The organism is Streptomyces anthophorae (genome assembly GCF_049310305.1).
GTDB lineage: Bacteria > Actinomycetota > Actinomycetes > Streptomycetales > Streptomycetaceae > Streptomyces.
In genome coordinates this window covers 6,039,254-6,061,974 of record NZ_JBLWQQ010000001.1, presented here as the reverse complement: position 1 = coordinate 6,061,974, position 22,721 = coordinate 6,039,254, and the positions used below count along the sequence as shown (strand labels likewise).

The following is a 22,721-nucleotide window of genomic DNA, read 5'->3' as shown; positions in this document are numbered from 1 at the left end:
GCCTCGGCGACGGGCGGGCAACTCAAGCCCCGCTTTGCGTACGAGGGCCAGCGGGGACCAGGGCGGAGCCCGGTGCCGGTAAATCAAGCCCCGTCGGCGATTGAGGCGCGGGGTCCGGGGCAGAGCCCCGCGGCCGGGACCCGGTGCCGGTACAACAAGCCCCGCCGGCGATTGAGGCGCGGGGTCCGGGGCAGAGCCCCGCGGCCGGGACCCGGTGCCGGTAAATCAAGCCCCGCCGGCGATTGAGGCGCGGGGTCCGGGGCGGAGCCCCGTGGCCGCAACCACGGTGCCGCGCAACAAAGGACCGGTCAGCCGCCGGACGTGTCCAGTTCCGCGTCCTCCGAGACGCCCGCACAGTCGTACGGATCCTTCAGCCACCCGTCCGGCAGGACCACCCGACCGTTGCCCGACGTACGGCCGCGAGGCCCGTCCGCACCGGCCGGCCACCCCTGGTCGAGGTCCAACTCGTCCAGCCCGGACCGGAGTTCCTCCAGGGACGAGGTGGTCGCGAGCCGCTTGCGCAGCTCGCCGCCGACCGCGAACCCCTTGAGGTACCAGGCCACGTGCTTGCGGAAGTCGATGACGCCCCGCGACTCGTCGCCGATCCACTCACCGAGCAGCGACGCATGCCGCACCATCGCGTCGGCCACCACCCGCAGCGTCGGCCGGACCCGCTCCTCGCGCCCCTCGAACGCCGCCACCAGATCCGCGAACAGCCACGGCCGCCCCAGGCAGCCGCGCCCGACCACGACCCCGTCGACCCCGGTCTCGCGGACCATCCGCAGCGCGTCGTCCGCCGACCAGATGTCGCCGTTGCCGAGGACGGGGATCTCCGGCACGTGCTCCTTCAACCGGGCGATCGCGTCCCAGTCCGCCGTGCCGCCGTAGTGCTCGGCCGCCGTGCGCCCGTGCAGCGCGATCGCCGTGACGCCCTCCTCGACCGCGATCCGGCCCGCGTCGAGGAACGTGATGTGGTCGTCGTCGATGCCCTTGCGCATCTTCATGGTGACCGGCAGGTCACCCGCCCCCGAAACGGCCTCGCGGAGAATCGCCCGCAGCAGATTCCGCTTGTACGGAAGCGCGGACCCGCCGCCCTTGCGCGTCACCTTCGGGACCGGGCAGCCGAAGTTCAGGTCGATGTGGTCGGCCAGGTCCTCTTCCGCGATCATGCGGACGGCCTTGCCGACGGTGGCCGGGTCGACCCCGTACAGCTGGATCGAGCGAGGCTTCTCGGTCTCGTCGAAGTGGATGAGCTGCATCGTCTTCTCGTTGCGCTCGACCAGCGCCCGCGTCGTGATCATCTCGCTCACGAACAGGCCCTTGCCGCCCGAGAACTCCCTGCACAGAGTGCGGAACGGCGCGTTCGTGATCCCCGCCATGGGGGCGAGCACCACGGGGGGCTGCACCAGGTGGGGGCCGATGGTCAGAGCGGACATCTCAGGGCTCTCCGGGACGGACGACGGGTGGGGGCAAGCATCCATTGTCCCTCACTCCCCGCTCAGCCCGGCACGGCCGTCGGGGCCGCCAGCTTCTCCAGGCGGGCGCCGGTCTCGTCGTCCGCGGGAACGTACGCGACCAGGCGGTACGCACCGCTCTCCGGCGACAGCCACAGATTGCGGTGCTCCAGGCGCAGCAGCCCCACCTCGGGGTGCCGGTACCGCTTCACGTGCGGCACCATCGGCGCGACCTCGTGCCGCTCCCAGATCGCGCGGAACTCCGCCGACGCCTCCAGGAGGCGGGCGACCCGCGCCTTCCAGGCGGGTTCGGCGACATGCTCGGCCATCGACGTGCGGTACTTGGCGGCCAGGTCGCGCAGCATCTCGTCGCGGTCGAGGAACTGATCGCGCCACCGGTCGCTCATGGCGAGCAGCCACATGCAGTTGCGCTCGTCGGGGGCGAGCTCGGCGGGGTCGCCGAAGACGGCGGCGTAGGCGGGGTTGGAGGCGAGCACGTCGTAGCGGGCGTTCTGGAGGGACGCCGGGTAGGGCGACAGGCCTTCCATGAGGCGCAGCATCGTCGGCGTGACGGCCGGGCAGACGGTCTCCGCGTGCGGGTCGGTGCTGCCCGCGAGCGCGAAGGCGTGGGCGCGCTCGGTCGGGTCCATCTGGAGGGCGCGGGCGATCGCGTCGAGGACACCGGGCGAGACGTTGATCGCGCGGCCCTGCTCCAGCCACGTGTACCAGGTGACGCCCACGGCGGAGAGGTGCGCGACCTCCTCGCGGCGCAGGCCCGGGGTGCGGCGGCGCGCGGTGCGCGGCAGCCCGGCCCGCTCCGGCGAGATCCGCTCGCGGCGGCTGCGCAGGAACGCGGCGAGTTCGGTGCGGCGCGGATCGTCGGAGACGGGGCGGGTCGACATGCCACCAGCTTGCCCGCCTCCTCATCCGGTTGCCAGGTACTGCCTGTAACAGGATGAGGAGACTCTGGTAACAGGCTGAGCCTTTGGCGATGGTCGACCCATGACCACCCTCACCACCACCGCCGCGCCTCCGGCTCGGGAGACCCCCCTGCTCGGCCGCGCAGGCCTGCTCACCATCCTCCTCGGCGCCGCCCTGCCGATGATCGACTTCTTCATCGTGAACGTCGCCCTGCCCAGCATCGAGCGCGACCTGAACGCCTCCCCCGCCGGCCTGGAGATGGTCGTGGCCGGCTACGCCGTCGCGTATGCCGTGCTGCTCGTGCTCGGCGGCCGGCTCGGCGACACGTTCGGGCGCAGGCGGCTCTTCCTCGCCGGGGTCGCCGCCTTCGGTCTCACCTCGCTGGCCTGCGGGCTCGCCCCGGGTGTGTGGGCCCTGGTGGGCGCCCGGGTCGCGCAGGGCGCCTCGTCCGCGCTGATGCTGCCGCAGGTGCTGGCCACCATTCACGCCACGACGAGCGGGGCGCGCCGGGCCCGGGCGGTGTCCCTGTACGGGTCCGTGGGCGGCGTCAGCATCGTGCTCGGGCAGGTGGCGGGCGGCCTCCTGGTGGCCGCCGACGTGTTCGGCACCGGCTGGCGGGCGGTGTTCCTCGTGAACGTGCCGGTCGTCGTCCTCGCCCTGCTGCTCGGCGCCCGCGCCGTGCCGGACAGCCGCGCCGAGCGGCCCGCGCGCGGCGACCTCGCGGGCACGGCGCTGTTCGCCGCGTCGCTGACCGCGCTGCTACTGCCGCTGACGGAGGGGCGGGCGACGGGCTGGCCGCTGTGGTCGGTGGTGTCGCTGGTCGCGGCGCCGTTCCTGGCCCTGGCGTTCGTGGCGGTGGAGCGGCGGGCGGAGCGCTCCGGCGGGAGCCCGCTGCTGCCGCCCTCGCTGGTGGCGGCGCCCGCGGTGCGGCGCGGCCTCGTCCTCGGTCTGCCGATCTTCATCGGGTTCGCGAGCTGGATGTTCGTCAGCGCCGTCACCCTCCAACAGGGCCTGGGGTACGGCCCGTTGGAGGCGGGGCTGACGCTGGTACCGATGGGCGTGGCGCAGTTCGCGGCGTCGACGCTCGCTCCCCGGCTCGCCGCGCGGCTCGGCTCCCGGACGCTGGTGCTGAGCGCGGTGTCGCACATCGCGGGGCTCGCCGTGTTCGCCCTCACCGCGCTGTGGGTGCCGTGGGACCGGATCACGCCGCTGACGCTCGCGCCGGGGCTCGTCCTGACGGGTCTCGGTACCGGCCTCCAGCTGCCGCTCTACTACCGGATCGTCCTCGGCGCGGTGCCGGCCGCCCGTGCCGGTGCGGGCAGTGGGCTCGCGGCGACGGTGCAGCAGGCGTGCCTTGCGGTGGGGGTGGCCACGATGGGGTCCTTGTTCCTGGCGTTGGTGCCGGGGGCCGGGATGCGGGCGGCGCTCGTGGTGGTGCTTCTGGTGCAGGCGGGTGGGTTGGTCGGGCTGGCGGTGTTGGCGTTGCGGTCGCCGCGAGACCTCGGTTGACCGTCCTCCGGACTCGGGGCTCTGCCCCGGACCCCGCTGCTCAATCGCCGCAGGGGCTTGATTTGCCCACCCGGGCTCGGTTTGCCCACCCGGGCCCGGGCCGACCGGACATGCCCGCTCACAGCAGATCCGGCTACCGTCGGACACATGCCCGATGCACGACAAACCCTGACCCACCGCAGGCGGATGCTCGTGCTGGCGATCTGCTGCATGAGCCTGCTGATCGTCAGCCTCGACAACACCGTCCTGAACGTCGCCCTCCCCTCCATGGCGAAGGACTTCGACGCCACGCTCTCGGGCATGCAGTGGACGATCGACGCCTACACGCTGGTCCTCGCCGCACTGCTGATGCTGGCCGGGTCGACCGCCGACCGGATCGGGCGGCGCAAGGTCTTCACGATCGGCCTGACCGTCTTCACGGTGGCGTCCGTGGCCTGCTCGCTCGCGCCGAGCCTGGAGGCCCTGGTCGCGTTCCGGATGCTTCAGGCCGTCGGCGGCTCGATGCTCAACCCGGTCGCGATGTCGATCATCACGAACACCTTCACGGACCCGCGCGAGCGGGCCCGCGCCATCGGCGTGTGGGGCGGCGTCGTGGGTATTTCCATGGCGGCGGGACCGCTGGTCGGCGGCCTGCTCGTGGACTCCGTCGGCTGGCGCTCGATCTTCTGGATCAACCTGCCCGTCGGCCTCGCGGCCCTCCTGCTCACCCTCCGCTACGTCCCCGAGTCCCGCGCCCCGAAGGCCCGCCGCCCCGACCCGGTCGGCCAGCTCCTGATCATCACGCTGCTCGGCTCGCTCACGTACGCGATCATCGAGGCGCCGGACGCGGGCTGGACCTCGGTCCGGATCCTGGTCTTCGCGGCGCTCGCCGTCGCGGCCCTGGCCGGGATCCTGCTCTACGAGCCGCGCCGCGAGGAACCCCTCATCGACCTGCGGTTCTTCCGCTCGGCCCCGTTCAGCGGCGCCACGGTGATCGCGATCTGCGGCTTCGCGGCGCTCGGCGGCTTCCTGTTCCTGTCGACGCTGTACCTCCAGGACGTGCGCGGCCTGGACGCCCTGCACGCGGGCCTGTGGATGCTGCCGATGGCGGCGATGACGCTGGTGTGCGCGCCGCTGTCGGGCCGCCTCGTCGGCAACCGCGGACCGCGCCTGCCGCTGCTCGTCGCGGGCGTGATGATGACGGCGAGCGGGGTGCTGTTCGCGGCGTTCGACGCCGAGACCTCGAACGTCACGCTCGTCGTCGGCTACGTCCTGTTCGGCATCGGCTTCGGTTTCGTGAACGCGCCGATCACCAACACCGCGGTCTCCGGAATGCCGCGCGCCCAGGCCGGAGTGGCGGCCGCGGTCGCCTCCACCAGCCGTCAGATCGGGCAGACCCTCGGCGTCGCGGTGATCGGCGCGGTCCTCGCGTCCGGCGTCGTCGAGTCCTCGTACGCCGACACCTTCGTCGCCGCCAGCCGCTCCTGCTGGTGGATCATCGCGGGCTGCGGCCTCGCGGTCCTCGTCCTCGGCGCGCTGACCAGCGGCCACTGGGCCCGGGAGACGGCACGCCGGACGGCGGAGCGCCTGGAGGACGCGGAGGACGCGGAGCTGACCCGGGCGGCCACCCGGTCATGACGTCCGGCGGGCCGCCAACTCGCCGAGCGCTTCGAGGCGTTCGCGGGACGTGTCGTCCGCCGGTGTGTACGTGACCATGCGGGCGCCGCAGTCCCGGCCGAGCCACAGGTCGGTGCGGACGACGGAGAGCTCCCCGACGTCCGGGCTGCGGAAGTGCTTGACCTTGCTGGGCACGGACGCCACGACGTCGTGACGCTCCCACAGCGCGCGGAACTCGGCGGACTCGTCGAGCAGCCGCTTCAGGACCAGCTTCCAGGCGGGATCGGCGAGGCGGTCGGTCATGCCCGCACGGAACTTGGCGGCCATGACGCGCAGGGCGTCGTCGAGGAGGACGATCCCCGCGCGCCACTGCTCGTTGGTGAACGCCAGCAGCATGCAGTTGCGGTCCTCGGGCGGGATCCCGTCCAGATCCACCAGCATCCGCCCGTACGTGCGGTTGTAGGCGAGGATGTCGTAGCGGCTGTTCATCACGCAGGCCGGCATCGGCTCCAACTGGACGAGCATCTGGCGCAGTTCGGGCGTCAGTGTGGCGCAGCTCGCCGCCGGTGTCGGGTCGATGGCGCCCGCGAGGCCGAACAGATGGGCCCGCTCGCTCCGGTCGAGCCGCAGGGTGCGGGCGAGCGCGTCGAGGACCTGCGCGGAGACCTGGATGTCGCGGGCCTGCTCCAGCCACGTGTACCAGGTGACGCCGACCGCCGAGAGGTGCGCGACCTCCTCGCGGCGCAGGCCGGGCGTGCGGCGGCGGCTGCCGCGCGGCAGCCCCACGTCCTCGGGCGCGATCCGCTCGCGCCTGCTGCGCAGGAAGGCCCCCAGCTCCTGCCGCCTGATGTCGGCCGGACCGCTGTCCCGTGCGCCCGTCACGTCCCGTGTCATCGTGGCCATTCCCCCAGGATGGACCCGCCGCGAGCCTGTTTCCAGGTGGCGCTTGTACCAGGACAAGGACACTCTGGTACCCCTCTCGGGCCCGGGCGAAGCTCGACGGCATGACGACCCACATCCAGGCCCGGACCACCCGTGCCGGTGACCGGACCCCGCCCGCGCTCGGCGGCCTCGGCCTGCTCACCGTGCTGCTCGGCGCGGCCCTGCCCCTGATCGACTTCTTCATCGTCAACGTCGCCCTGCCCACCATCGGCCGCGATCTGCACGCGAGCGAGCCCGTCCTCGAACTCGTCGTCGCGGGCTACGGGATCACGTACGCGGTCCTCCTCGTCCTCGGCGGCAGGCTCGGCGACCTCCTCGGACGGCGCCGCCTGTTCCTCGCGGGCACGGCCGCCTTCGGCGTCACCTCGCTCGCCTGCGGCCTCGCCCCGACCGCCTGGGCGCTGGTCGCCGCCCGGATCGCGCAGGGCGCCGCGTCCGCGCTGATGCTGCCGCAGGTCCTCGCCACGATCCAGGCCACGACGAGCGGTCCGCACCGCGCGCGGGCCATGAGCAAGTACGGCGCGACGGCCGGCCTGTCGATGGTCGCGGGGCAGGTGCTCGGCGGCCTGCTCGTCTCGGCGGACCTCCTCGGCACGGGCTGGCGCTCGGTGTTCCTGGTGAACGTGCCGGTGGTGGTGCTCGCCCTGCTGCTCACCGCCCGGTCGGTCCCCGAGACCCGCTCCGAGCGTCCCGAGCCGGTCGACGTGCCCGGCACGGTGCTGCTCGCGCTCGCCCTGATCGCGCTGCTCGCCCCGCTGACCGAGGGCCGGGCGGCGGGCTGGCCGCTGTGGACCTGGCTGTGCCTCGCGGCGTTCCCGTTCCTCGCGTACGCCTTCTACGCGGTGGAGCGCGCGGCCGACCGCACGGGGCGCACCCCGCTCGTACCGCCCTCGCTCTTCCGGTTGACGTCGCTGCGGCGGGGGTTGGTGATGGTCGTGCCGTTCTCCATCGGCTTCAGCGGCTTCATGTTCGTGATCGCGGTGGCCTTGCAGCGCGGCGCGGGACTCGGCGCGACGGAGGCCGGTCTCGCGCTCGCCCCGATGGCGGGGGTCTTCTTCGCGACCTCGCTCGCGGGGCCGCGCCTTGTGGCCCGGTGGGGCACGCGGGTCGTCACGGTGGGCGGTCTGCTGCAAGCGGCGGGTGTGGCGCTGATCGCGTTCGCCGCGTGGCGGACCTGGCCGGACCTCGGGATCCTGGAACTCCTGCCGGGCGCGGTGCTCGCGGGCGCGGGCCAGGCGCTCCAGCTTCCGATCCTCTTCCGGATCATCCTCTCCGAGGTGCCGGCGGCGCGGGCGGGTGTCGGCGGCGGCGTGATGACGACGACGCAGCAGGCGGCGCTCGCGCTGGGCGTGGCCACGCTGGGTTCGCTGTTCCTCTCCGTGGCGCCCGGCGCGGGCATGCGCGACGCCCTGGTGGCGACGCTGCTCGTGCAGCTCGCGGCGGTGGCGCTGACGACGCTCCTGAGCGTGCGGCTGCCGCGCCGGATCGCGTGACGCCCTCTCGTGGAGCCATCACGAGCGGCATGACATCGCACGACCGGTGACAGATGACAGATATTGAAATCTGTCATCTGTCATGCGACGCTGGAGTCACCCACCCGAAGGAGCCCCCTCATGAACACCGCCCTCCCTGCCCGCACCCTCGGCACCACGGGCCCCCGCACCGCCGCCCTCGGCCTCGGCTGCATGGGCATGTCCGCGCTGTACGGCGAGGCCGACCGCGCCGAGTCCATCGCCACGGTGCACGCCGCGCTCGACGCCGGGGTCACGCTCCTCGACACCGGCGACTTCTACGCGATGGGCCACAACGAGATGCTGCTCGGCGAGGCCCTGCGCACGGCCCCCGCCGCGGCCCGGGAGAACGCGCTGACCAGCGTGAAGTTCGGCGCCCTTCGCGGCCCGGACGGCTCGTGGAACAGCTACGACGCCCGCCCCGAGGCCGTGAAGAACTTCGCCGCGTACTCGTTGCAGCGCCTCGGCGTCGACCACATCGACATCTACCGGCCCGCCCGCCTCGACCCCGAGGTGCCGATCGAGGAGACGGTCGGCGCCATCGCCGAGCTCGTCGAGCAGGGCTACGTACGCCACATCGGCCTCTCCGAGGTCGGCGCGGACACCATCCGCCGGGCGGCGGCGACGGCCCCGATCTCGGACCTCCAGATCGAGTACTCGCTCATCTCGCGCGGCATCGAGGACTCGATCCTGCCCACCGTCCGCGAGCTCGGCATCGGCGTCACCGCGTACGGCGTGCTCTCGCGCGGACTGATCTCCGGCCACTTCAGCCGCGACCGCAAGCTCGGCGCGGGCGACTTCCGGTCCTTCAGCCCACGCTTCCAGGGCGAGAACCTCCAGCACAACCTGGACCTCGTCGAGCAGCTGCGCAAGATCGCCGAGCAGAAGGGCGCGAGCGTCGCGCAGATCGCCATCGCGTGGGTGGCCGCGCGCGGCGAGGACATCGTCCCGCTGGTCGGCGCCCGCCGCCGCGACCGCCTGACCGAGGCCCTCGGCGCGCTCGACGTGACCCTGGACGCCGCGGACCTCGCCGCGATCGAGGAGGCCGTGCCCGCCGACGCCGCGGCCGGCGAGCGCTACCCGGCGGCCCAGATGGCACACCTCGACAGCGAGCGCTGATCAGCGGCCCGGTAACTTCGTAGCCATGGCCCCCGAGACCCTGACCCCCGAGCGCATCCTCGCCGCGACCGAGGAGGTGCTGCGCAGGCACGGCCCCGCGAAGGCGACCGTCGTCGACGTGGCCCGCGCGCTCGGGGTCAGCCACGGCTCGGTGTACCGGCACTTCCGGACGAAGGCGGAGCTGCGCGGCGCGGTCACGAAGCGCTGGCTGGACCGCACGACGGCGCGGCTCGCGGAGGTCGCCGCCGGCGACGAGCCCCCCGCGGCCAAGCTGCGCCTCTGGCTCGCGACCCTCTTCGAGGCCAAGCGCCACAAGGCGGGCGACGACCCGGAGCTGTTCGCCACGTACACCGTCCTCACGGACGAGCAGGGCGGCGTGGTGGACGCCCATATCGCGGACCTCACGGGCCAGTTGACCTCGATCCTCCAACAGGGCGCGGCCTCCGGCGAGTTCGAGATCCCGGACCTGCCCGCGACGGCCCGTGCCGTCTTCGAGGCGACCGCCCACTTCCACGACCCGGTGTACGCGCCCGAGTGGTCACGCCCCGGCGCGGAGTCCGCGTTCGACGCGGTGGTCTCCCTCGTCCTGCGCGGGATCGCGACCCGCCGGCCAGAGACCTCCTGACCGGCCCGGCATACGCTCTCGGCCATGCTTTGCGAACAATTTCAGCACAAACGGAAGGCCGCCGTCGGCCCGTGCCACCCCGCGAACGGCGGGGACCAGCAGTAATACCGTTGGCCAAGGGTCAAGTTCGGCCGGGAGGCCTCGCCAAACACTTGACCGAATCCGCAATGCTGCCACTGTGATGTTTTCGCGCCCGCTCGTACTCTCCGGACGAGGGGCGGAACCACGTACCGTGCTCGCCCCCCACATTCCGCCCCATACGGAAACAGCGCCCCGGACCCCGGCGCGGCCCCGCGTGCACCCCACGCGACCACGCAGAGGATTCGGTTGGACACCCACAGAGGCACGTCAGTCGGCCCCGCCCGACTCGGCGTCATCCAGGACCAGTTCGGCCCACACCACCTTCCCGGTGGACGTCGGCAGCACTCCGACGGCGGAGGCGTAGGACGAGACCAGGAACAGGCCCCGGCCGCCGGTCTCGAGGAAGTCCGGTGGCTCCGCGGGGATGACCACGAGCTCGCTGGACGTGTCCGTCACTTCGAGGCGGACACCCTTGGTGATACGCCCGATGGCGAACTCGAAGGTGCTGTCGTCGCAGTGCCGCACATTGCTGCACAGCTCCGTCGCCACGAACGAGGTGTCGTACACCAGCTTGTGCAGGCCCCAGCACCGCAGGCGAGCACCGACGATCCTGCGGATCTGTTCCAGGCGGTGCGGGCTGTACTCCATACGGATCGAGCACGGCTGATCGAGCATCTCCAGCACCTCGATCACATCGATCTCGTCCGTCGTCTGGTCCTGCATTACCCCTCCGGGGGTCCCATGGCGGTCAACTCACGTGCGGACAAAGGGCGTTGCATCGTCATCCTGACGCCGAAACTATGCCTTAGGCAAGTATTACGCGCGAGTCAGCATATTGATGGAGTGGGTAGGCATATGACAGTTGTGTGGCCTGAAGGCGCGGGACATCATGTGCCCATGCCCCAGAGCGAGATGCCCACCATGCGCAGCCGTCGCCTAGGAGCCGAGCTGCGACGACTGCGTTCCGAAGCCGGCCTGAAGGTCAATGACGCGGCAATGGCACTCGAATGCGGGCAGCCGAAGATCAGCCAGATCGAGACGGGAAAACGAGGCATCCGCCAGCTCGATCTGACAACGCTCCTCAACCTCTACGGAGTCGAGGACGACCGGCAGCGCACCAATCTCAAGCGGCTGGCCCGCGACATCCACAAGGTGGACTGGTGGTCGGGCCAAGGACCGCTGCTGAGCGACGACTTGCGCGACTACCTCACCCTTGAGGCCGACTCCACACTCGTGCGCTCCTTTGAGCCATCGGTACTGCCGGGGCTTTTGCAGACCGAGGCGTACATGCGCGAGATATTCACCGTGGGGGCGGAGGAGGCCCGCGTCGAGACCCTGGTGAAGACCCGCATGAGGCGCAAGAACCTGCTCGAAGGACCCGCGGAATTCCGCCTCAGAGTGGTCGTCGACACGCCCGCGCTGCACCGCATCCCGGGCCCGAGGGAATTGATCCGTCAGCAGTTTGAATACCTGATGGAAACAGGCGAGTTGCCCAATGTCACCATCCAGGTCCTGCCATTGGACATCACTCTGCCTCTCGCACAGTACGCTCCGTACACGCTGTTCACGATGCGCGGTGAACCGCCCGTACAGGTCGCGTGGCTGGAGCACATGACCGGCGGCACGCTCCTCGAGCAGCGCCCCGATGTAGAGATGTACGCAAAGGCCTGGGACGACCTGACGGCCGCCGCGCTGTCCCCTGCGCAGTCCCGCCGGTACATCAGTGACCGAATCAAGCAAGAAAGCGGGTCGTGATGCCCCCCACCTCCGCCCCCACCGCGTCGCTCGCCGAAGTCGGGTCAGCGGTCTGGCGAAAGAGCACGTTCAGCGGCGCGTCCAACGGATGCGTCGAGCACGCCGAACTCACTTCCGGCCGACGCGCGATCCGCGACACCAAGCACCGGGAGTTCGGCGCGATCGTCTTCGAATCCCCGGCGTGGCACGCATTCGTTTCCAGCCTCAACTCCGGGGCCCTGCCGCTGTGAAGGAGAAGGAAAGGCTCTACGCACTCGACATCTCCGAGGCGCAATGGCTGAGCGCTCCGGGCGCCGCCGCCCGGAGCGGCCCCGTGGAGGTCGCCGCGCTCGGCGGCGGCGCCGTGGCCCTGCGCAATCCGGCCGACCCGCGCGGGCTCGTCCTGCGCTTCACCGCCCGCGAGTGGGAGGCGTTCAAACTCGGGGCGCTGCACGGCGAGTTCGACTGAAACCGAAACGCCCCGGCCCACCGTGGAAACGGTGGGCCGGGGCGTTTCGTGCGCCGGGTTCCGGTCAGCAGCCGACGAGGCGGCTGGCCAGGTAGCCCTCGATCTGGTCGAGGGAGACGCGCTCCTGCTTCATGGTGTCGCGCTCGCGCACGGTCACCGCGTTGTCCTCGAGCGTGTCGAAGTCGACGGTGACGCAGAACGGCGTACCGATCTCGTCCTGGCGACGGTAGCGGCGGCCGATGGCGCCGGCGTCGTCGAAGTCGATGTTCCAGTTCTGCCGCAGCGCCTGCGCGAGGCCCTTCGCCTTCGGCGAGAGCTCCGGGTTGCGGGACAGCGGGAGGACCGCGACCTTCACCGGGGCGAGGCGGTGGTCGAAGCGCATGACCGTGCGCTTCTCCATCTTGCCCTTGGCGTTGGGCGCCTCGTCCTCGACGTACGCGTCGAGCATGAAGGCGAGCATCGCGCGGCCGAGGCCGGCCGCGGGCTCGATGACGTACGGGGTGTAGCGCTCGCCCTTCTCCTGGTCGAAGTAGGAGAGGTCCTGGCCGGAGGCCTTGGAGTGCGCGGTGAGGTCGTAGTCCGTGCGGTTGGCGACGCCCTCCAGCTCGCCCCACTCGCTGCCGCCGAAGCTGAAGCGGTACTCGATGTCAGCGGTGCGCTTCGAGTAGTGGGAGAGCTTCTCCTTCGGGTGCTCGAACCAGCGCATGTTCTCCTCGCGCATGCCGAGGCCCGTGTACCAGTTCCAGCGCTGCTCCATCCAGTACTCGTGCCACTCCTCGTCCTCGCCGGGCTTGACGAAGAACTCCATCTCCATCTGCTCGAACTCGCGGGTGCGGAAGATGAAGTTGCCGGGCGTGATCTCGTTGCGGAACGACTTGCCCGTCTGCGCGATGCCGAAGGGCGGCTTGCGGCGCGAAGTCGTCTGCACCTGGCTGAAGTTGGTGAAGATGCCCTGCGCGGTCTCGGGGCGCAGGTAGGCGACGGAGCCGCTGTCCTGCGTCGGGCCGAGGTGCGTGGAGAGCAGGCCGGAGAACTGCTTGGGCTCGGTGAACGTGCCCTTGTTGCCGCAGTTGGGGCAGGAGAGGTCGGCGAGGCCGTTCTCGGGCAGGCGGCCCTTCTTCGCCTCGTACGCCTCCTCCAGGTGGTCCGCGCGGTAGCGCTTGTGGCAGGAGGTGCACTCGGTGAGCGGGTCGGTGAACGTGGCGACGTGGCCGGAGGCCTGCCAGACCTCGGTCGCCAGGATCACGGACGAGTCGAGACCGACGACGTCCTCGCGCGAGGTGACCATGTAGCGCCACCACTGACGCTTGAGGTTCTCCTTCAGCTCCACGCCCAGCGGCCCGTAGTCCCAGGCGGCACGCTGCCCACCGTAGATCTCGCTGCAGGGGTAGACGAAGCCACGGCGCTTGCTGAGGCTGACGATGGTGTCGATCTTGTCGGCGGCCACGGTGCTCTCTTCATTACGACGACGGTGAGCGCGCTGGATACGCGCTCCGGGAGCGAATGCCTCAGGTTACCGGCGGGCCCACCCCCCTAACCAAATCGGTTCCGGGGACAGAGCGGGACCGAGCGTGACGAAGACCTCGATGAACGCTTTGTTGACAACCGTTTCCAGTTTTGTTGAAAATGACTGTCATGAACGTACGTCGCCCTCGGGGCCTCCCCCGCTCCCGTCGCCTGATACCCGTCGCCGCCGTCACCGCCCTCGGTCTCGGCGCCCTCACCGCGTGCGGCAGCTCCGCCGCCGAGGACAAGGGGAGCGACGGCAAGCTGAGCGTCGTCGCGTCGTTCTATCCGATGCAGTACCTCGCGCAGGAGATCGGCGGCGACCACGTCGACGTCACGAACCTGACCGAGCCCGGCCAGGAACCCCACGACCTGGAGGTCAGCGCCAAGCAGCGCGCCCAGCTCGAGGAGTCCGACGTCGCCCTCTCCCTCAAGGGTCTCCAGCCCTCCGTGGACGAGGCCATCGACCAGTCGGACATCAAGACGAAGATCGACGCCGGCACCCTGACCTCCCTCGAGAAGCACGGCACCGAGGTCGACGGTCACGACCACGGGCACGGCGAGGAGACCCACGACGAGGACGCCGCCGACCCGCACATCTGGCTCGACCCGGTGAAGTACGCCGAGGTCGCCGAGGGCGTCGGCAAGGCCCTCCAGAAGGCCGACCCCGACCACGCGGCCGACTACAAGAAGAACACCAAGGCCCTGGTCGGCAAGCTCGACGAGCTGAACACCAAGTTCGAGAAGGGCCTCAAGGACACCAAGTCCTCGACCTTCATCACCACGCACGCCGCCTTCGGCTACCTCGCCGAGCGCTACGGCCTCACCGAGGAGGCCATCAGCGGCCTGGACCCGGAGAGCGAGCCCAGCGCCGCCCGCGTCAAGCAGCTCCAGAAGACGGCGAAGGCCGACGGCGTCGGCACCGTCTTCTACGAGACGCTCGTCAGCGACAAGACGGCCAAGACCCTCGCGGGCGACGCGAAGCTCAAGACCGATGTGCTCGACCCGATCGAGGGCATCACGAAGAAGTCCAAGGGTGACGACTACATCTCGGTCATGGAGTCGAACCTGGCGGCACTCCAGAAGGCGCTGGGCACCAAGTGACCACCGAGGAGGGCGACATGGGAGGACGGGAAGCCGTCATCTCGCTGAGCAAGGTGACGGCCGAGCTCGGCGGGCGCCCCGTGCTGCGCGGCATCGACCTCACCGTGCACCGCGGCGAGGTCGTCGCCCTGCTCGGGGCGAACGGGTCGGGCAAGTCCACCGCCGTCCGCAGCGTCATAGGGCAGGTCCCGACCACCGGCGGCGGCATCGAGATCTTCGGCACGCCCCGGCGCCGCTTCAAGGACTGGGCGCGCGTGGGCTACGTGCCGCAGCGCACCACGGCCGCGGGCGGCGTGCCCGCGACGGTGACCGAGGTCGTCTCCTCGGGCCGCCTCTCGCGCGCGAAGTTCGGCCTGCTGCGCAAGGCCGACCGGGACGCGGTGACCCGCGCCCTCGAACTCGTCGGGATGGCGGACCGCGCCAAGGACTCCGTGGACGCGCTCTCCGGAGGCCAGCACCAGCGCGTGCTCATCGCGCGCGCCCTGGCCGCCGAACCCGAGCTGCTGATCATGGACGAGCCGATGGCGGGTGTCGACCTGGCCAGCCAGGAGATCCTCGCCGCGACGCTGCGCACGCAGGTCGCGGCCGGCGCGTCCGTCCTCCTCGTCCTCCACGAGCTCGGCCCGCTGGAGCCGCTGATCGACCGCGCGGTCGTGCTGCGCGACGGCTGCGTGCTGCACGACGGCCCGCCGCCGGAGGCCGTCGGCCAGCACGCGCTGCCCGGCCACGACCACGTGCACCCCCACACCTCCGTGGACGCCGAACCCCTGCGCACAGGACTGCTGAGCTGACTGACATGGAACTCCTCTCCTACGACTTCATGCAGCGGGCGCTGCTGGCCGCCGTCCTCGTCGGCATCACCGCCCCGGCCGTCGGCATCTACCTCGTGCAGCGCCGCCAGGCCCTGATGGGCGACGGCATCGGCCACGTGGCGATGACGGGCGTCGGCCTCGGCTTCCTGCTGTCGGCCTCGCCGGTGTGGATGGCGACGGCGGTCTCCGTACTCGGCGCCGTGATCATGGAGTTGATCCGCTGGTACGGGAAGACGCGCGGCGACATCGCGCTCGCGATGCTCTTCTACGGAGGCATGGCGGGCGGCGTCATGTTCATCAACCTGGCGCCCGGCGGCTCCAACGCCAACCTGAACTCGTACCTCTTCGGCTCGCTGTCGACGGTGTCGCAGGACGACGTCCTCGCCATCTGCCTGCTCGCGGCCTTCGTGGTGCTCGTGACGGTGGGCCTGCGCAGGCAGCTGTTCGCGGTGAGCCAGGACGAGGAGTTCGCGCGGGTGACGGGGTTGCCCGTGCGCTTCTTGAACCTGCTGATCGCGGTGACGGCGGCGGTGACGGTGACCGTCGCGATGCGCGTGGTGGGCCTGCTCCTGGTCTCCGCCCTGATGGTGGTGCCGGTGGCCGCGGCCCAGCAGCTGACCCGCAGCTTCAAGGCGACGTTCGTGATCTCGGTGGCGCTCGGCGTCGCGGTGACGCTCGGCGGCACCGCGACCTCGTACTACCAGGACGTGCCGCCCGGGGCGACGATCGTGCTCCTGACGATCGCGGCCTTCATCGTCCTCGCCCTGCTCGCGAAGCCCCTCGCCCGGCGCAGGGCGCGGTCCGTCCCGGTGCCCGCCGGGGACCCGGCCGAGTGCCCGATCCCGGAGCAGGCCACCGCCAAGGTCTGAGCCACCTGCGGCGCCGCCTGGCACAATGGCGGCCGTACGTACGTGGCAGGGATGTGAGGAGAAACCCGTGGCAGCCCCGGTTCGAGGCAGGTCGACCCGCCAGCGCGCGGCCGTGGCGGCGGCGCTCGACGAGGTGGACGAGTTCCGCAGTGCCCAGGAGCTGCACGATGTCCTCAAGCACAAGGGGGACTCGGTCGGGCTGACCACGGTGTACCGGACGCTCCAGTCCCTCGCGGACGCCGGCGAGGTCGACGTGCTGCGGACGTCCGAGGGCGAAGCGGTGTACCGCCGGTGCTCCACGGGCGAGCACCACCACCACCTCGTGTGCCGGGTCTGCGGCAAGGCGGTCGAGGTCGAGGGCCCCGCGGTGGAGAAGTGGGCCGAGGCGATCGCCTCCGAGCACGGGTACGTGAACGTGGCACACACGGTGGAGATCTTCGGCACGTGTGCGGAGTGCGCCAAATAAGCCCCGCCGGCGATTGAGGCGCGGGGTCCGGGGCAGAGCCCCGGCGGCGCCGCGCGCTCAACGACACGGGGCTCCGCCCCGGACCCCGCTGCTCAATCGCCGCAGGGGCTTACTTGCGCAGCAGAACCTCGTTCGGAGTCGCCCCGCCGAACCGCCGGTCGCGGGAGGCGTATTCCACGCACGCCCGCCACAGGTCACGGCGGTCGAAGTCCGGCCACAGGACGTCCTGGAAGACCATCTCGGCGTACGCGCTCTGCCACAGCAGGTAGTTGGACGTCCGCTGCTCACCGCTGGGCCGCAGGAACAGGTCGACGTCGGGCATGTCCGCGTAGTACAGGTACTTCGCGAACGTCTTCTCGCTGACCTTCGACGGGTCGAGCCGCCCCGCCTTCACGTCCTCGGCGAGCGCCTGCGCCGCGTCGGCGATCTCGGCGCGGCCGCCGTAGTTCATGCAGAAGTACAACGTCAGCTTGTCGTTGTCCTTGGTCTGCTCCTGGGAGATCTCCAGCTCCTTGGCGACCGACTTCCACAGCTTGGGCATCCGGCCCACCCAGCGCACCCGGACACCGAGCTCGTCGAGCTGGTCGCGGGTCCTGCGGATGAAGTCCCGGTTGAAGTTCATGAGGAAGCGGACCTCGTCGGGCGACCGCTTCCAGTTCTCCGTGGAGAAGGCGTAGAGGGAGATGGCGCCGACGCCCATCTCGATGGCGCCCTGGAGGACGTCGAGCACACGCTCGGCGCCGACCTTGTGGCCCTCGGTGCGCGGCAGGCCGCGGTCCTTGGCCCAGCGTCCGTTGCCGTCCATGACGATCGCCACGTGCTGGGGCACCAGCTCGCCTGGGATCTTCGGCGGCCGCGCGCCCGACGGGTGCGGTTCGGGCGCTGTGTACTCACGGCGGTTCCGTCCGAGGATTCCGCGACGTGCCATTTCCGGGCCTCTCCCCTAGCTCAGTGCCAGCTCTCGCTAGCTTTTCTCTACGTAGCGCAGCGAACGCAGTCCGCGCTCCAGGTGCCAGTGCAGGTAGGCCGACACCAGCCCGTTGCCCTCCCGTACGAACCGTGCCTCGCACGTGTCCGCCGTCTGCCAGTCTCCCGTGAGCAGCGCACCGAGCAGGTCGAGGGCCTGCGGTGAGGGTACGACGCTGCCCGGTACCCGGCAGTCGACGCAAACCGAGCCGCCCGCGCCGACGGAGAAGAACCGGTTGGGACCGGGCATTCCGCACTTCGCGCAGTCGCCGAAGCTGGGCGCGTAGCCGTTGACGGCGAGGGAGCGCAGCAGGAAGGCGTCGAGGACGAGGCCGGGCGCGTGCTCCCCGCGGGAGAGCGTGCGCAGGCCGCCGACGAGGAGCAGGTACTGCTGCACCGCGGGCTCGCCCTCGTGATCGGTGAACCGTTCCGCCGTCTCCAGCATGGCGGTCCCCGCGGTGTACCGGGCGTAGTCCGTCACGATCCCGCCGCCGTACGCGGCGATGGTCTCACTCTGCGTACACAGGGGGAGCCCGCGCCCGATCAACTCGCTGCCCCGCGCGAAGAACTGCACGTCGACATGGGAGAAGGGTTCGAGCCGGGCGCCGAACTTGGACTTGGTGCGCCGCACACCGCGGGCGACGGCGCGCACGCGTCCGTGGTTGCGGGTGAGCAGCGTGATGATGCGGTCGGCCTCGCCGAGTTTCTGGGTACGCAGCACGACCCCGTCGTCACGGAACAGACTCATGCCACTCATTGTCCCTTACGGACGGAGCCCGTTTGCGGGAACGGGGGCAGGGACGCGGTCGGGCCCGCCGCAGCTCCCGCAGGGCCCGGCTGGCGTCGTACATGACCTGCGTCACTCCGCACGGGCCCGTGCACCCCTCGACCGGCGCGGTGTTCGTCCCTCCCCGCCCGCCCTACGGCACCTCGCCCCGGCTCCTTCTGTTCTCGTACGCCGTCGCCGCGCGCACCCGTTCCGTCGTCGACGCCACGCGCAGCACGTCCGGCGGGCAGTCCCACTCGCGTCCGCCGCCGAAGGGCCGCAACTGTACGTACGGACCCTCGTGCCCCATCACTCGTCCCACCTGACCCGTGCTCGTGTCGACCGCGTACGAACCGATCGGCGGTTTCATGGCGTAGCGCTCCTGTCGTCCGTCCCTGCGAGGAGTACGGCGGCGAGCCGGGCCGCCGCGTCAACCGGACAACGCCCCAATTCCACCAAGGGACACGGGGCACTCCGTGCGATTGACCCGGGATCGAGGCCGAGCGAGGGCAGCACAATTCCCGCTCCGGCGAGTGCGGCTCGCAATGTCTCCACCATTTCCTCGGCTTCCTCCACGCACAGCGCGGCGTGCTTCGATTGTCCCGTCACGTGGCTCCCCTGCCTCATTGAATTTCACGCTTTGCACCTCCACGGTGGCGTGCCGTCCCTACAGTGGGGAGAGGTCTGCGCACTACAACTGCGGCGCTTGACTTGGGGGTTGGCCATGGCCAAGGGTTCGCGCCAGGCGGCGTGGGAGTTCTTCGGAGTGGAGTTGAAGCGGCGCCGCGAGGACGCGGGGCTGACCCAAGTGGAGTTGGGGATACGGGTATTCGTTTCCGGCGGCTACATCGGCCAATTCGAACAGGCAATTCGCAAGCCGCAGTTGGATGTAGCCCGCAGGATCGATGAGGCGCTGCAAACCGACGGTATTTTCGAGCGGATGTGGCGGGGCCTGATCGATGACCGTCGGTATGCGGAGTATTTCGCGCGGGTCGTCGAACTGGAGCGGATGGCGACGAAGATCTGCGACTTCGCGCCGACCCTGGTGCCCGGCCTCTTGCAGACGCCCGCCTACGCCCGTGCGGTCACGCTCGCGACGAACCCGTTCGCCACGGACGAGTCCGTCGAGGAGAAGGTCACCGCACGCATGGAACGCACGCGCATCCTTGGTGACGCTACAAGGCCCCAGTACTGGGTGATCCTTCACGAGAACGTGCTGCGCATCCCCGTGGGTGGGCCACCGCTCATGGCCGAGCAGCTGGAGCACATCGCGGCGGCGACACGTGAGCGCAAGGTCCTGGTCACAGTCCTGCCCGACGCGGCGGGGCCGCACGCCCTGATGGCCGGGATGGTGACCCTCATGGAGTTCGAGGATGCCCCGCCAACTGCCTATACAGAGGCCGTGTTTTCGGGGACGTTGCTGGACGATCCGGCTGTGGTGAAGCGCGTGCAGGAGGCTTACGATCTGCTCAGGGTTGCCGCACTGTCGCCGCAGGCATCCCTGGCCATGGTCGACGCGGCGGCTGAGGACTACAGACGATGCGCGAGTACGACCTGAGCGACGCCAACTGGCGCAAGAGCAATCACAGCGGAGGCGATGGCGGCGAGTCCTGCATCGAGGTCGCATACGACTTCGACGGAGCCGCCCGCTGGCGCAAGTCGACGTACAGCGACGGCAACGGTGGTTCGTGCCTCGAAGTCGCCGACGGAGTCCCCGGGGTCGTGCCCGTCCGGGACTCCAAGGTCGTCGACGGCGACGTCGTCGTCATCGGCGCGGCGGCGTGGTCCGCGTTCGTGACCGGGGCGAAGACGACGACCTGAGCGAGGCGACGGCCTGCGGCGCGACGTCACTCGCAGCCAAGCCGGACCTCGTGCGGCCCTGGTCGTGACCGGGGCTAGGACGACCTGAGCCAGGCGCCACAGCCGCCCGCGCGGCGGAGGACGGGTTATTGGAGCCCCGCCGTCGGACGAGAGCCGGCGGGGGCCGGGGCGGAGCCCCGTGACGTGGGCCACGCGGTGAGCGCCGCCAGGACCGCCACCCCCACCAGCACCGCAGGTACCGGCACCGCCCGCGACACCAACGTGATGACGTACGGCGTGAACATCCCCACGTACGCCGCCGTCCAGAACCTCGCCGTCCACCCCGCCAGTTGGTGCGGCGGCGCCAACGCCACCGTCCGGGTCAGCCCGTACGTGAGCGTCAACCCGTACCCCGCACCGAGGACCGCCGCGGCCGGCAGCGCCAGCACCGCGCTCCCGGCCCCCGCCGCCCCCGCGGCCATCGCCGTACCCACCGCCACCGTGAGCAACCCCGGCACCGGGGACGCGACCGCACGGCGCGCCGTAAGGAGCCCGACCCCGGGGACCACGGCCGTCGCGACCCCCGTGAAGATCAGCCCCGCGTGCAGGGTCCCGGGCAGCGTCACGAAGCCGATGGTCGGCGCCGTGAAGATCCACGGGGCGACCGCGAGGACCTCGCGGCGGAAGGCGCGGCTGGGGTGCCCGCCCACGGGTGCCGGCACGGTGGCGGGCACGGTCCGCGTCTCCGGCTCTCGTACGGCCATGAGGCCCGCCACCAGGCCCAGCAGCACGTGCGGAACGTACGCCGTCACCATCGGCCACGGCGCCCACTCGGCGATGAGCGCCGCGCCGAGCCCACCCGTGGCGAAGCCCGCCGAGACGAAGAGGCCCGAGCGGCGCGGCGAGCCGGAGAGTTCCTTGATCCAGGCGCTGCCCGCCGCGAGCAGCGCCCCCGCGCTGACCCCGGTGAGGAAGCGGCCGGGCAGCAGCAGCCACGTGGCCCACAGGCCTCCGGCCATCAGCAGGAGTGTGGAGAGGACGTTCAGGGCCAGTGCCACGAGCGCCACCGACCGCCGGCCCCTGCGGTCCGCCATCGGGCCCGCCACGAGGAGCGCCGGTATGAGCCCCACCACGTACACGGCGAACAGCCCCGTCACCGTCGACTCGCTCAGGCCCAGGTTGCTGCGGTAGGCCCCGAGCAGCGCCGAGAACTGGTTGGCGCTCCAGCCGGACGCCAGCATGATCCAGGCGGCCCGGCCGCCATGGGCCGAGATCCTGGTGGGTCCTGGGGCGGGGGCCGGCGCGGTCGAGGCGGAGGTCACGGGTCGGGTCATGCCACCAGTGGTACGTGCCCCGCCGCACGGCACGCATCGCGCCTTCATGAATCGTGAACGGCCCGTGCCGCTTCCCCGGCTCTCCGCCTACGCTGGACGTATGGCGCTTGACCTGCGGCTTCTGTCGTCGTTCCTGGCGGTCGTCGAAGAAGGGCACTTCGGGCGGGCCGCCGGACGGCTCTTCCTGTCGCCCGCCGCCGTCACCCAGCACCTGCAACGCCTGGAGGGCCAGGTCGGGGCGCGGCTGCTCGACCGGACGACGACGCCCGTCGTGCCGACCGCCGCCGGGGTGCGCCTGGCCGGGCACGCGCGCGTGCTGCTCGCCGCCGCGAACGCCGCGCTCGACGATGTCGCCGAGGTCACCGCCCGGGAGCCGGAGTCCGGCCGTCCGCTGCGGGTGGGGATCATGGGGCACGGCTCGGCCGAGCTGACCCCGGCCGCGATCAACGCCTACCGCCGGGCCCGCCCCGACGTGCGGGTCGAGATCCGCCAGCTGAACTTCACGGAGCACGTGACCGCGCTCCTGGAGGACCGGGTCGACGTCGCGTTCGTACGGCCGAGCCCGGACGACGAGCGGGTCGTCGCCGATGTGCTCACCACCGAGCAGCGGATCGTCGTGGTGCCGGAACGCTCGCCCCTCGCGGCCGCCCGCGCGACCGGTGTGGGCGTCACGGACGTGGCCGACCTGCCGTTCTTCCGGGTGCCCCGGCACACCCCGCACACGTTCACCGACTACCTGTACTTCGACGACCGGGCGCGGCGCCGCAGCACCGAGTGCGCGCTCACCCCGCAGGAGGTGCTGACGGGCGTCGTGACCGGGCGCTCCGCGGGATCGGGGCTGCGGTCCTTCGCGCGGTACTACGCGTGGCCGGGCGCGGTGTTCGTGCCGGTGCTCGACGCCCCGTGGGAGAGCAGCTATCTGGCGGCGCGGGCCGACGAGGACAACCCCGAGGTGCGGATCTTCCGGGCGCTTGCCACGGCGCTGGCGAAGGACCTGGGACCGGTCATCAACTCGCGCCCGCTGCCCGGTGCGTGACCGTCACGGGACAACCGGGGCCGGGCGGGATGCCTGACACCCCGCTCTCGCACCGGACCATCGCCATGTCGTCCCGCAGCGGTCCGCCGCTGTGCGCGGTC

At 71.1% G+C, this 22,721-nt stretch carries 24 protein-coding genes; 15 read left to right on the top strand and 9 right to left on the bottom strand.

Annotated features, from left to right (window positions below; genetic code table 11):
* Positions 1 to 308: 308 nt before the first annotated feature.
* Complete coding sequence (dusB, locus tag ACNYS0_RS27470; protein ID WP_422477107.1) at positions 309 to 1,436, bottom strand: tRNA dihydrouridine synthase DusB; 1,128 nt, start codon at positions 1,434 to 1,436, stop codon at positions 309 to 311.
* A 62-nt stretch (positions 1,437 to 1,498) separates the two neighbouring features.
* Positions 1,499 to 2,356: a helix-turn-helix transcriptional regulator gene (locus tag ACNYS0_RS27465; protein ID WP_422477106.1), complete on the bottom strand. Its 858-nt coding sequence runs from the start codon at positions 2,354 to 2,356 to the stop codon at positions 1,499 to 1,501.
* A gap of 100 nt (positions 2,357 to 2,456) precedes the next feature.
* Here ACNYS0_RS27465 and ACNYS0_RS27460 point away from each other — a divergent pair, with 100 nt between their 5' ends.
* Both ACNYS0_RS27460 and ACNYS0_RS27455 read left to right on the top strand, forming a co-directional pair.
* Entirely contained in the window at positions 2,457 to 3,884 is a 1,428-nt protein-coding gene (locus tag ACNYS0_RS27460) for an MFS transporter (protein ID WP_422477105.1), read from the top strand.
* Between the two features lie 147 nt (positions 3,885 to 4,031).
* On the top strand, positions 4,032 to 5,501 hold the full coding sequence (locus tag ACNYS0_RS27455) for an MFS transporter (RefSeq protein ID WP_422477104.1): 1,470 nt from the start codon (positions 4,032 to 4,034) through the stop codon (positions 5,499 to 5,501).
* On the opposite strand, the gene ACNYS0_RS27450 is transcribed toward ACNYS0_RS27455, so the two are convergent.
* Positions 5,496 to 6,383: a helix-turn-helix transcriptional regulator gene (locus ACNYS0_RS27450; RefSeq protein WP_422477103.1), complete on the bottom strand. Its 888-nt coding sequence runs from the start codon at positions 6,381 to 6,383 to the stop codon at positions 5,496 to 5,498. The genes ACNYS0_RS27455 and ACNYS0_RS27450 overlap by 6 nt on opposite strands.
* Before the next feature lie 101 nt (positions 6,384 to 6,484).
* On the opposite strand from ACNYS0_RS27450, the gene ACNYS0_RS27445 reads away from it, so the two are divergent.
* From ACNYS0_RS27445 to ACNYS0_RS27435, 3 genes are all read left to right on the top strand, one after another.
* On the top strand, positions 6,485 to 7,915 hold the full coding sequence (locus tag ACNYS0_RS27445) for an MFS transporter (protein ID WP_422477102.1): 1,431 nt from the start codon (positions 6,485 to 6,487) through the stop codon (positions 7,913 to 7,915).
* 120 nt (positions 7,916 to 8,035) lie between these two features.
* Positions 8,036 to 9,052 (top strand): aldo/keto reductase, encoded by a 1,017-nt coding sequence (locus ACNYS0_RS27440; protein ID WP_422477101.1) that lies wholly within the window; start codon positions 8,036 to 8,038, stop codon positions 9,050 to 9,052.
* Between the two features lie 25 nt (positions 9,053 to 9,077).
* The gene (locus ACNYS0_RS27435; RefSeq protein ID WP_422477100.1) at positions 9,078 to 9,677 is read left to right on the top strand and encodes a TetR/AcrR family transcriptional regulator; all 600 of its coding nucleotides are present in this window, start codon (positions 9,078 to 9,080) and stop codon (positions 9,675 to 9,677) included.
* A 348-nt stretch (positions 9,678 to 10,025) separates the two neighbouring features.
* Here the strand turns inward: ACNYS0_RS27435 and ACNYS0_RS27430 are convergent, their stop codons facing one another.
* A complete protein-coding gene (locus ACNYS0_RS27430; protein ID WP_422477099.1) occupies positions 10,026 to 10,481 on the bottom strand; it encodes an ATP-binding protein in 456 nt (151 codons plus the stop codon).
* A 174-nt stretch (positions 10,482 to 10,655) separates the two neighbouring features.
* Here ACNYS0_RS27430 and ACNYS0_RS27425 point away from each other — a divergent pair, with 174 nt between their 5' ends.
* Genes ACNYS0_RS27425 through ACNYS0_RS27415 form a run of 3 tightly spaced genes read left to right on the top strand, consistent with a single transcriptional unit; the run spans position 10,656 to position 11,961 of the window.
* Positions 10,656 to 11,513 carry a helix-turn-helix domain-containing protein gene (locus ACNYS0_RS27425; protein WP_422477098.1) on the top strand — a complete coding sequence of 286 codons (858 nt, stop codon included), beginning with the start codon at positions 10,656 to 10,658 and terminating at the stop codon, positions 11,511 to 11,513.
* Positions 11,513 to 11,743 carry a DUF397 domain-containing protein gene (locus ACNYS0_RS27420; RefSeq protein ID WP_422477097.1) on the top strand — a complete coding sequence of 77 codons (231 nt, stop codon included), beginning with the start codon at positions 11,513 to 11,515 and terminating at the stop codon, positions 11,741 to 11,743. Before ACNYS0_RS27425 ends, ACNYS0_RS27420 begins: the two co-directional genes overlap by 1 nt.
* Positions 11,740 to 11,961, top strand: a complete 222-nt coding sequence (locus ACNYS0_RS27415) for a DUF397 domain-containing protein (RefSeq protein WP_422477096.1) — start codon at positions 11,740 to 11,742, stop codon at positions 11,959 to 11,961. Before ACNYS0_RS27420 ends, ACNYS0_RS27415 begins: the two co-directional genes overlap by 4 nt.
* 64 nt (positions 11,962 to 12,025) lie before the next feature.
* Here ACNYS0_RS27415 and ACNYS0_RS27410 read toward each other — a convergent pair whose 3' ends face one another.
* A complete protein-coding gene (locus ACNYS0_RS27410; RefSeq protein WP_422477095.1) occupies positions 12,026 to 13,408 on the bottom strand; it encodes a glycine--tRNA ligase in 1,383 nt (460 codons plus the stop codon).
* Between the two features lie 188 nt (positions 13,409 to 13,596).
* On the opposite strand from ACNYS0_RS27410, the gene ACNYS0_RS27405 reads away from it, so the two are divergent.
* The 4 genes from ACNYS0_RS27405 (at position 13,597) to ACNYS0_RS27390 (ending at position 16,718) form a co-directional block, all read left to right on the top strand.
* Positions 13,597 to 14,571 carry a metal ABC transporter substrate-binding protein gene (locus ACNYS0_RS27405; RefSeq protein ID WP_422477094.1) on the top strand — a complete coding sequence of 325 codons (975 nt, stop codon included), beginning with the start codon at positions 13,597 to 13,599 and terminating at the stop codon, positions 14,569 to 14,571.
* Positions 14,572 to 14,588: 17 nt separating this feature from the next.
* A complete protein-coding gene (locus ACNYS0_RS27400) occupies positions 14,589 to 15,362 on the top strand; it encodes a metal ABC transporter ATP-binding protein (protein WP_422477093.1) in 774 nt (257 codons plus the stop codon).
* Positions 15,363 to 15,367: 5 nt separating this feature from the next.
* Entirely contained in the window at positions 15,368 to 16,252 is an 885-nt protein-coding gene (locus tag ACNYS0_RS27395) for a metal ABC transporter permease (RefSeq protein ID WP_422477092.1), read from the top strand.
* A gap of 67 nt (positions 16,253 to 16,319) precedes the next feature.
* The gene (locus ACNYS0_RS27390; RefSeq protein ID WP_385756931.1) at positions 16,320 to 16,718 is read left to right on the top strand and encodes a Fur family transcriptional regulator; all 399 of its coding nucleotides are present in this window, start codon (positions 16,320 to 16,322) and stop codon (positions 16,716 to 16,718) included.
* 109 nt (positions 16,719 to 16,827) lie between these two features.
* Here the strand turns inward: ACNYS0_RS27390 and ACNYS0_RS27385 are convergent, their stop codons facing one another.
* The 3 genes from ACNYS0_RS27385 to ACNYS0_RS27375 all read right to left on the bottom strand — a co-directional run bounded on the left by ACNYS0_RS27385 (position 16,828) and on the right by ACNYS0_RS27375 (position 18,820).
* Positions 16,828 to 17,646, bottom strand: coding sequence for an isoprenyl transferase (locus ACNYS0_RS27385; RefSeq protein WP_422477091.1), 819 nt, complete (start codon positions 17,644 to 17,646; stop codon positions 16,828 to 16,830).
* 36 nt (positions 17,647 to 17,682) lie between these two features.
* Positions 17,683 to 18,432 carry a DNA repair protein RecO gene (gene recO / locus ACNYS0_RS27380; protein WP_422407233.1) on the bottom strand — a complete coding sequence of 250 codons (750 nt, stop codon included), beginning with the start codon at positions 18,430 to 18,432 and terminating at the stop codon, positions 17,683 to 17,685.
* Positions 18,433 to 18,604: 172 nt separating this feature from the next.
* Positions 18,605 to 18,820 (bottom strand): hypothetical protein, encoded by a 216-nt coding sequence (locus tag ACNYS0_RS27375; RefSeq protein WP_422407234.1) that lies wholly within the window; start codon positions 18,818 to 18,820, stop codon positions 18,605 to 18,607.
* Between the two features lie 354 nt (positions 18,821 to 19,174).
* On the opposite strand from ACNYS0_RS27375, the gene ACNYS0_RS27370 reads away from it, so the two are divergent.
* Positions 19,175 to 20,008, top strand: a complete 834-nt coding sequence (locus ACNYS0_RS27370) for a helix-turn-helix domain-containing protein (RefSeq protein ID WP_422477090.1) — start codon at positions 19,175 to 19,177, stop codon at positions 20,006 to 20,008.
* On the top strand, positions 19,990 to 20,271 hold the full coding sequence (locus ACNYS0_RS27365; protein ID WP_422477089.1) for a DUF397 domain-containing protein: 282 nt from the start codon (positions 19,990 to 19,992) through the stop codon (positions 20,269 to 20,271). Before ACNYS0_RS27370 ends, ACNYS0_RS27365 begins: the two co-directional genes overlap by 19 nt.
* Positions 20,272 to 20,396: 125 nt before the next feature.
* Here ACNYS0_RS27365 and ACNYS0_RS27360 read toward each other — a convergent pair whose 3' ends face one another.
* Positions 20,397 to 21,584 (bottom strand): MFS transporter, encoded by a 1,188-nt coding sequence (locus tag ACNYS0_RS27360; protein ID WP_422477088.1) that lies wholly within the window; start codon positions 21,582 to 21,584, stop codon positions 20,397 to 20,399.
* 100 nt (positions 21,585 to 21,684) lie between these two features.
* Between ACNYS0_RS27360 and ACNYS0_RS27355 the strand changes: the two genes are divergently transcribed.
* Positions 21,685 to 22,620 carry a LysR family transcriptional regulator gene (locus ACNYS0_RS27355; RefSeq protein WP_422477087.1) on the top strand — a complete coding sequence of 312 codons (936 nt, stop codon included), beginning with the start codon at positions 21,685 to 21,687 and terminating at the stop codon, positions 22,618 to 22,620.
* Positions 22,621 to 22,721: the final 101 nt, after the last annotated feature.

Bases quoted from the DNA above. Each gene is read 5' to 3' on its own strand.
- ACNYS0_RS27395 (WP_422477092.1), top strand. From the start codon at position 15,368: ATGGAACTCCTCTCCTACGACTTCATGCAGCGGGCGCTGCTGGCCGCC.
- ACNYS0_RS27400 (WP_422477093.1), top strand. From the start codon at position 14,589: ATGGGAGGACGGGAAGCCGTCATCTCGCTGAGCAAGGTGACGGCCGAG.
- ACNYS0_RS27420 (WP_422477097.1), top strand. From the start codon at position 11,513: ATGCCCCCCACCTCCGCCCCCACCGCGTCGCTCGCCGAAGTCGGGTCA.
- ACNYS0_RS27450 (WP_422477103.1), bottom strand. From the start codon at position 6,383: ATGGCCACGATGACACGGGACGTGACGGGCGCACGGGACAGCGGTCCG.
- ACNYS0_RS27425 (WP_422477098.1), top strand. From the start codon at position 10,656: ATGCCCCAGAGCGAGATGCCCACCATGCGCAGCCGTCGCCTAGGAGCC.
- ACNYS0_RS27445 (WP_422477102.1), top strand. From the start codon at position 6,485: ATGACGACCCACATCCAGGCCCGGACCACCCGTGCCGGTGACCGGACC.
- ACNYS0_RS27465 (WP_422477106.1), bottom strand. From the start codon at position 2,356: ATGTCGACCCGCCCCGTCTCCGACGATCCGCGCCGCACCGAACTCGCC.
- ACNYS0_RS27435 (WP_422477100.1), top strand. From the start codon at position 9,078: ATGGCCCCCGAGACCCTGACCCCCGAGCGCATCCTCGCCGCGACCGAG.
- ACNYS0_RS27385 (WP_422477091.1), bottom strand. From the start codon at position 17,646: ATGGCACGTCGCGGAATCCTCGGACGGAACCGCCGTGAGTACACAGCG.
- ACNYS0_RS27365 (WP_422477089.1), top strand. From the start codon at position 19,990: ATGCGCGAGTACGACCTGAGCGACGCCAACTGGCGCAAGAGCAATCAC.
- ACNYS0_RS27430 (WP_422477099.1), bottom strand. From the start codon at position 10,481: ATGCAGGACCAGACGACGGACGAGATCGATGTGATCGAGGTGCTGGAG.
- ACNYS0_RS27455 (WP_422477104.1), top strand. From the start codon at position 4,032: ATGCCCGATGCACGACAAACCCTGACCCACCGCAGGCGGATGCTCGTG.
- dusB (WP_422477107.1), bottom strand. From the start codon at position 1,436: ATGTCCGCTCTGACCATCGGCCCCCACCTGGTGCAGCCCCCCGTGGTG.
- ACNYS0_RS27460 (WP_422477105.1), top strand. From the start codon at position 2,457: ATGACCACCCTCACCACCACCGCCGCGCCTCCGGCTCGGGAGACCCCC.
- recO (WP_422407233.1), bottom strand. From the start codon at position 18,432: ATGAGTCTGTTCCGTGACGACGGGGTCGTGCTGCGTACCCAGAAACTC.
- ACNYS0_RS27405 (WP_422477094.1), top strand. From the start codon at position 13,597: ATGAACGTACGTCGCCCTCGGGGCCTCCCCCGCTCCCGTCGCCTGATA.
- ACNYS0_RS27360 (WP_422477088.1), bottom strand. From the start codon at position 21,584: ATGACCCGACCCGTGACCTCCGCCTCGACCGCGCCGGCCCCCGCCCCA.
- ACNYS0_RS27375 (WP_422407234.1), bottom strand. From the start codon at position 18,820: ATGAAACCGCCGATCGGTTCGTACGCGGTCGACACGAGCACGGGTCAG.
- ACNYS0_RS27355 (WP_422477087.1), top strand. From the start codon at position 21,685: ATGGCGCTTGACCTGCGGCTTCTGTCGTCGTTCCTGGCGGTCGTCGAA.
- ACNYS0_RS27370 (WP_422477090.1), top strand. From the start codon at position 19,175: ATGGCCAAGGGTTCGCGCCAGGCGGCGTGGGAGTTCTTCGGAGTGGAG.
- ACNYS0_RS27440 (WP_422477101.1), top strand. From the start codon at position 8,036: ATGAACACCGCCCTCCCTGCCCGCACCCTCGGCACCACGGGCCCCCGC.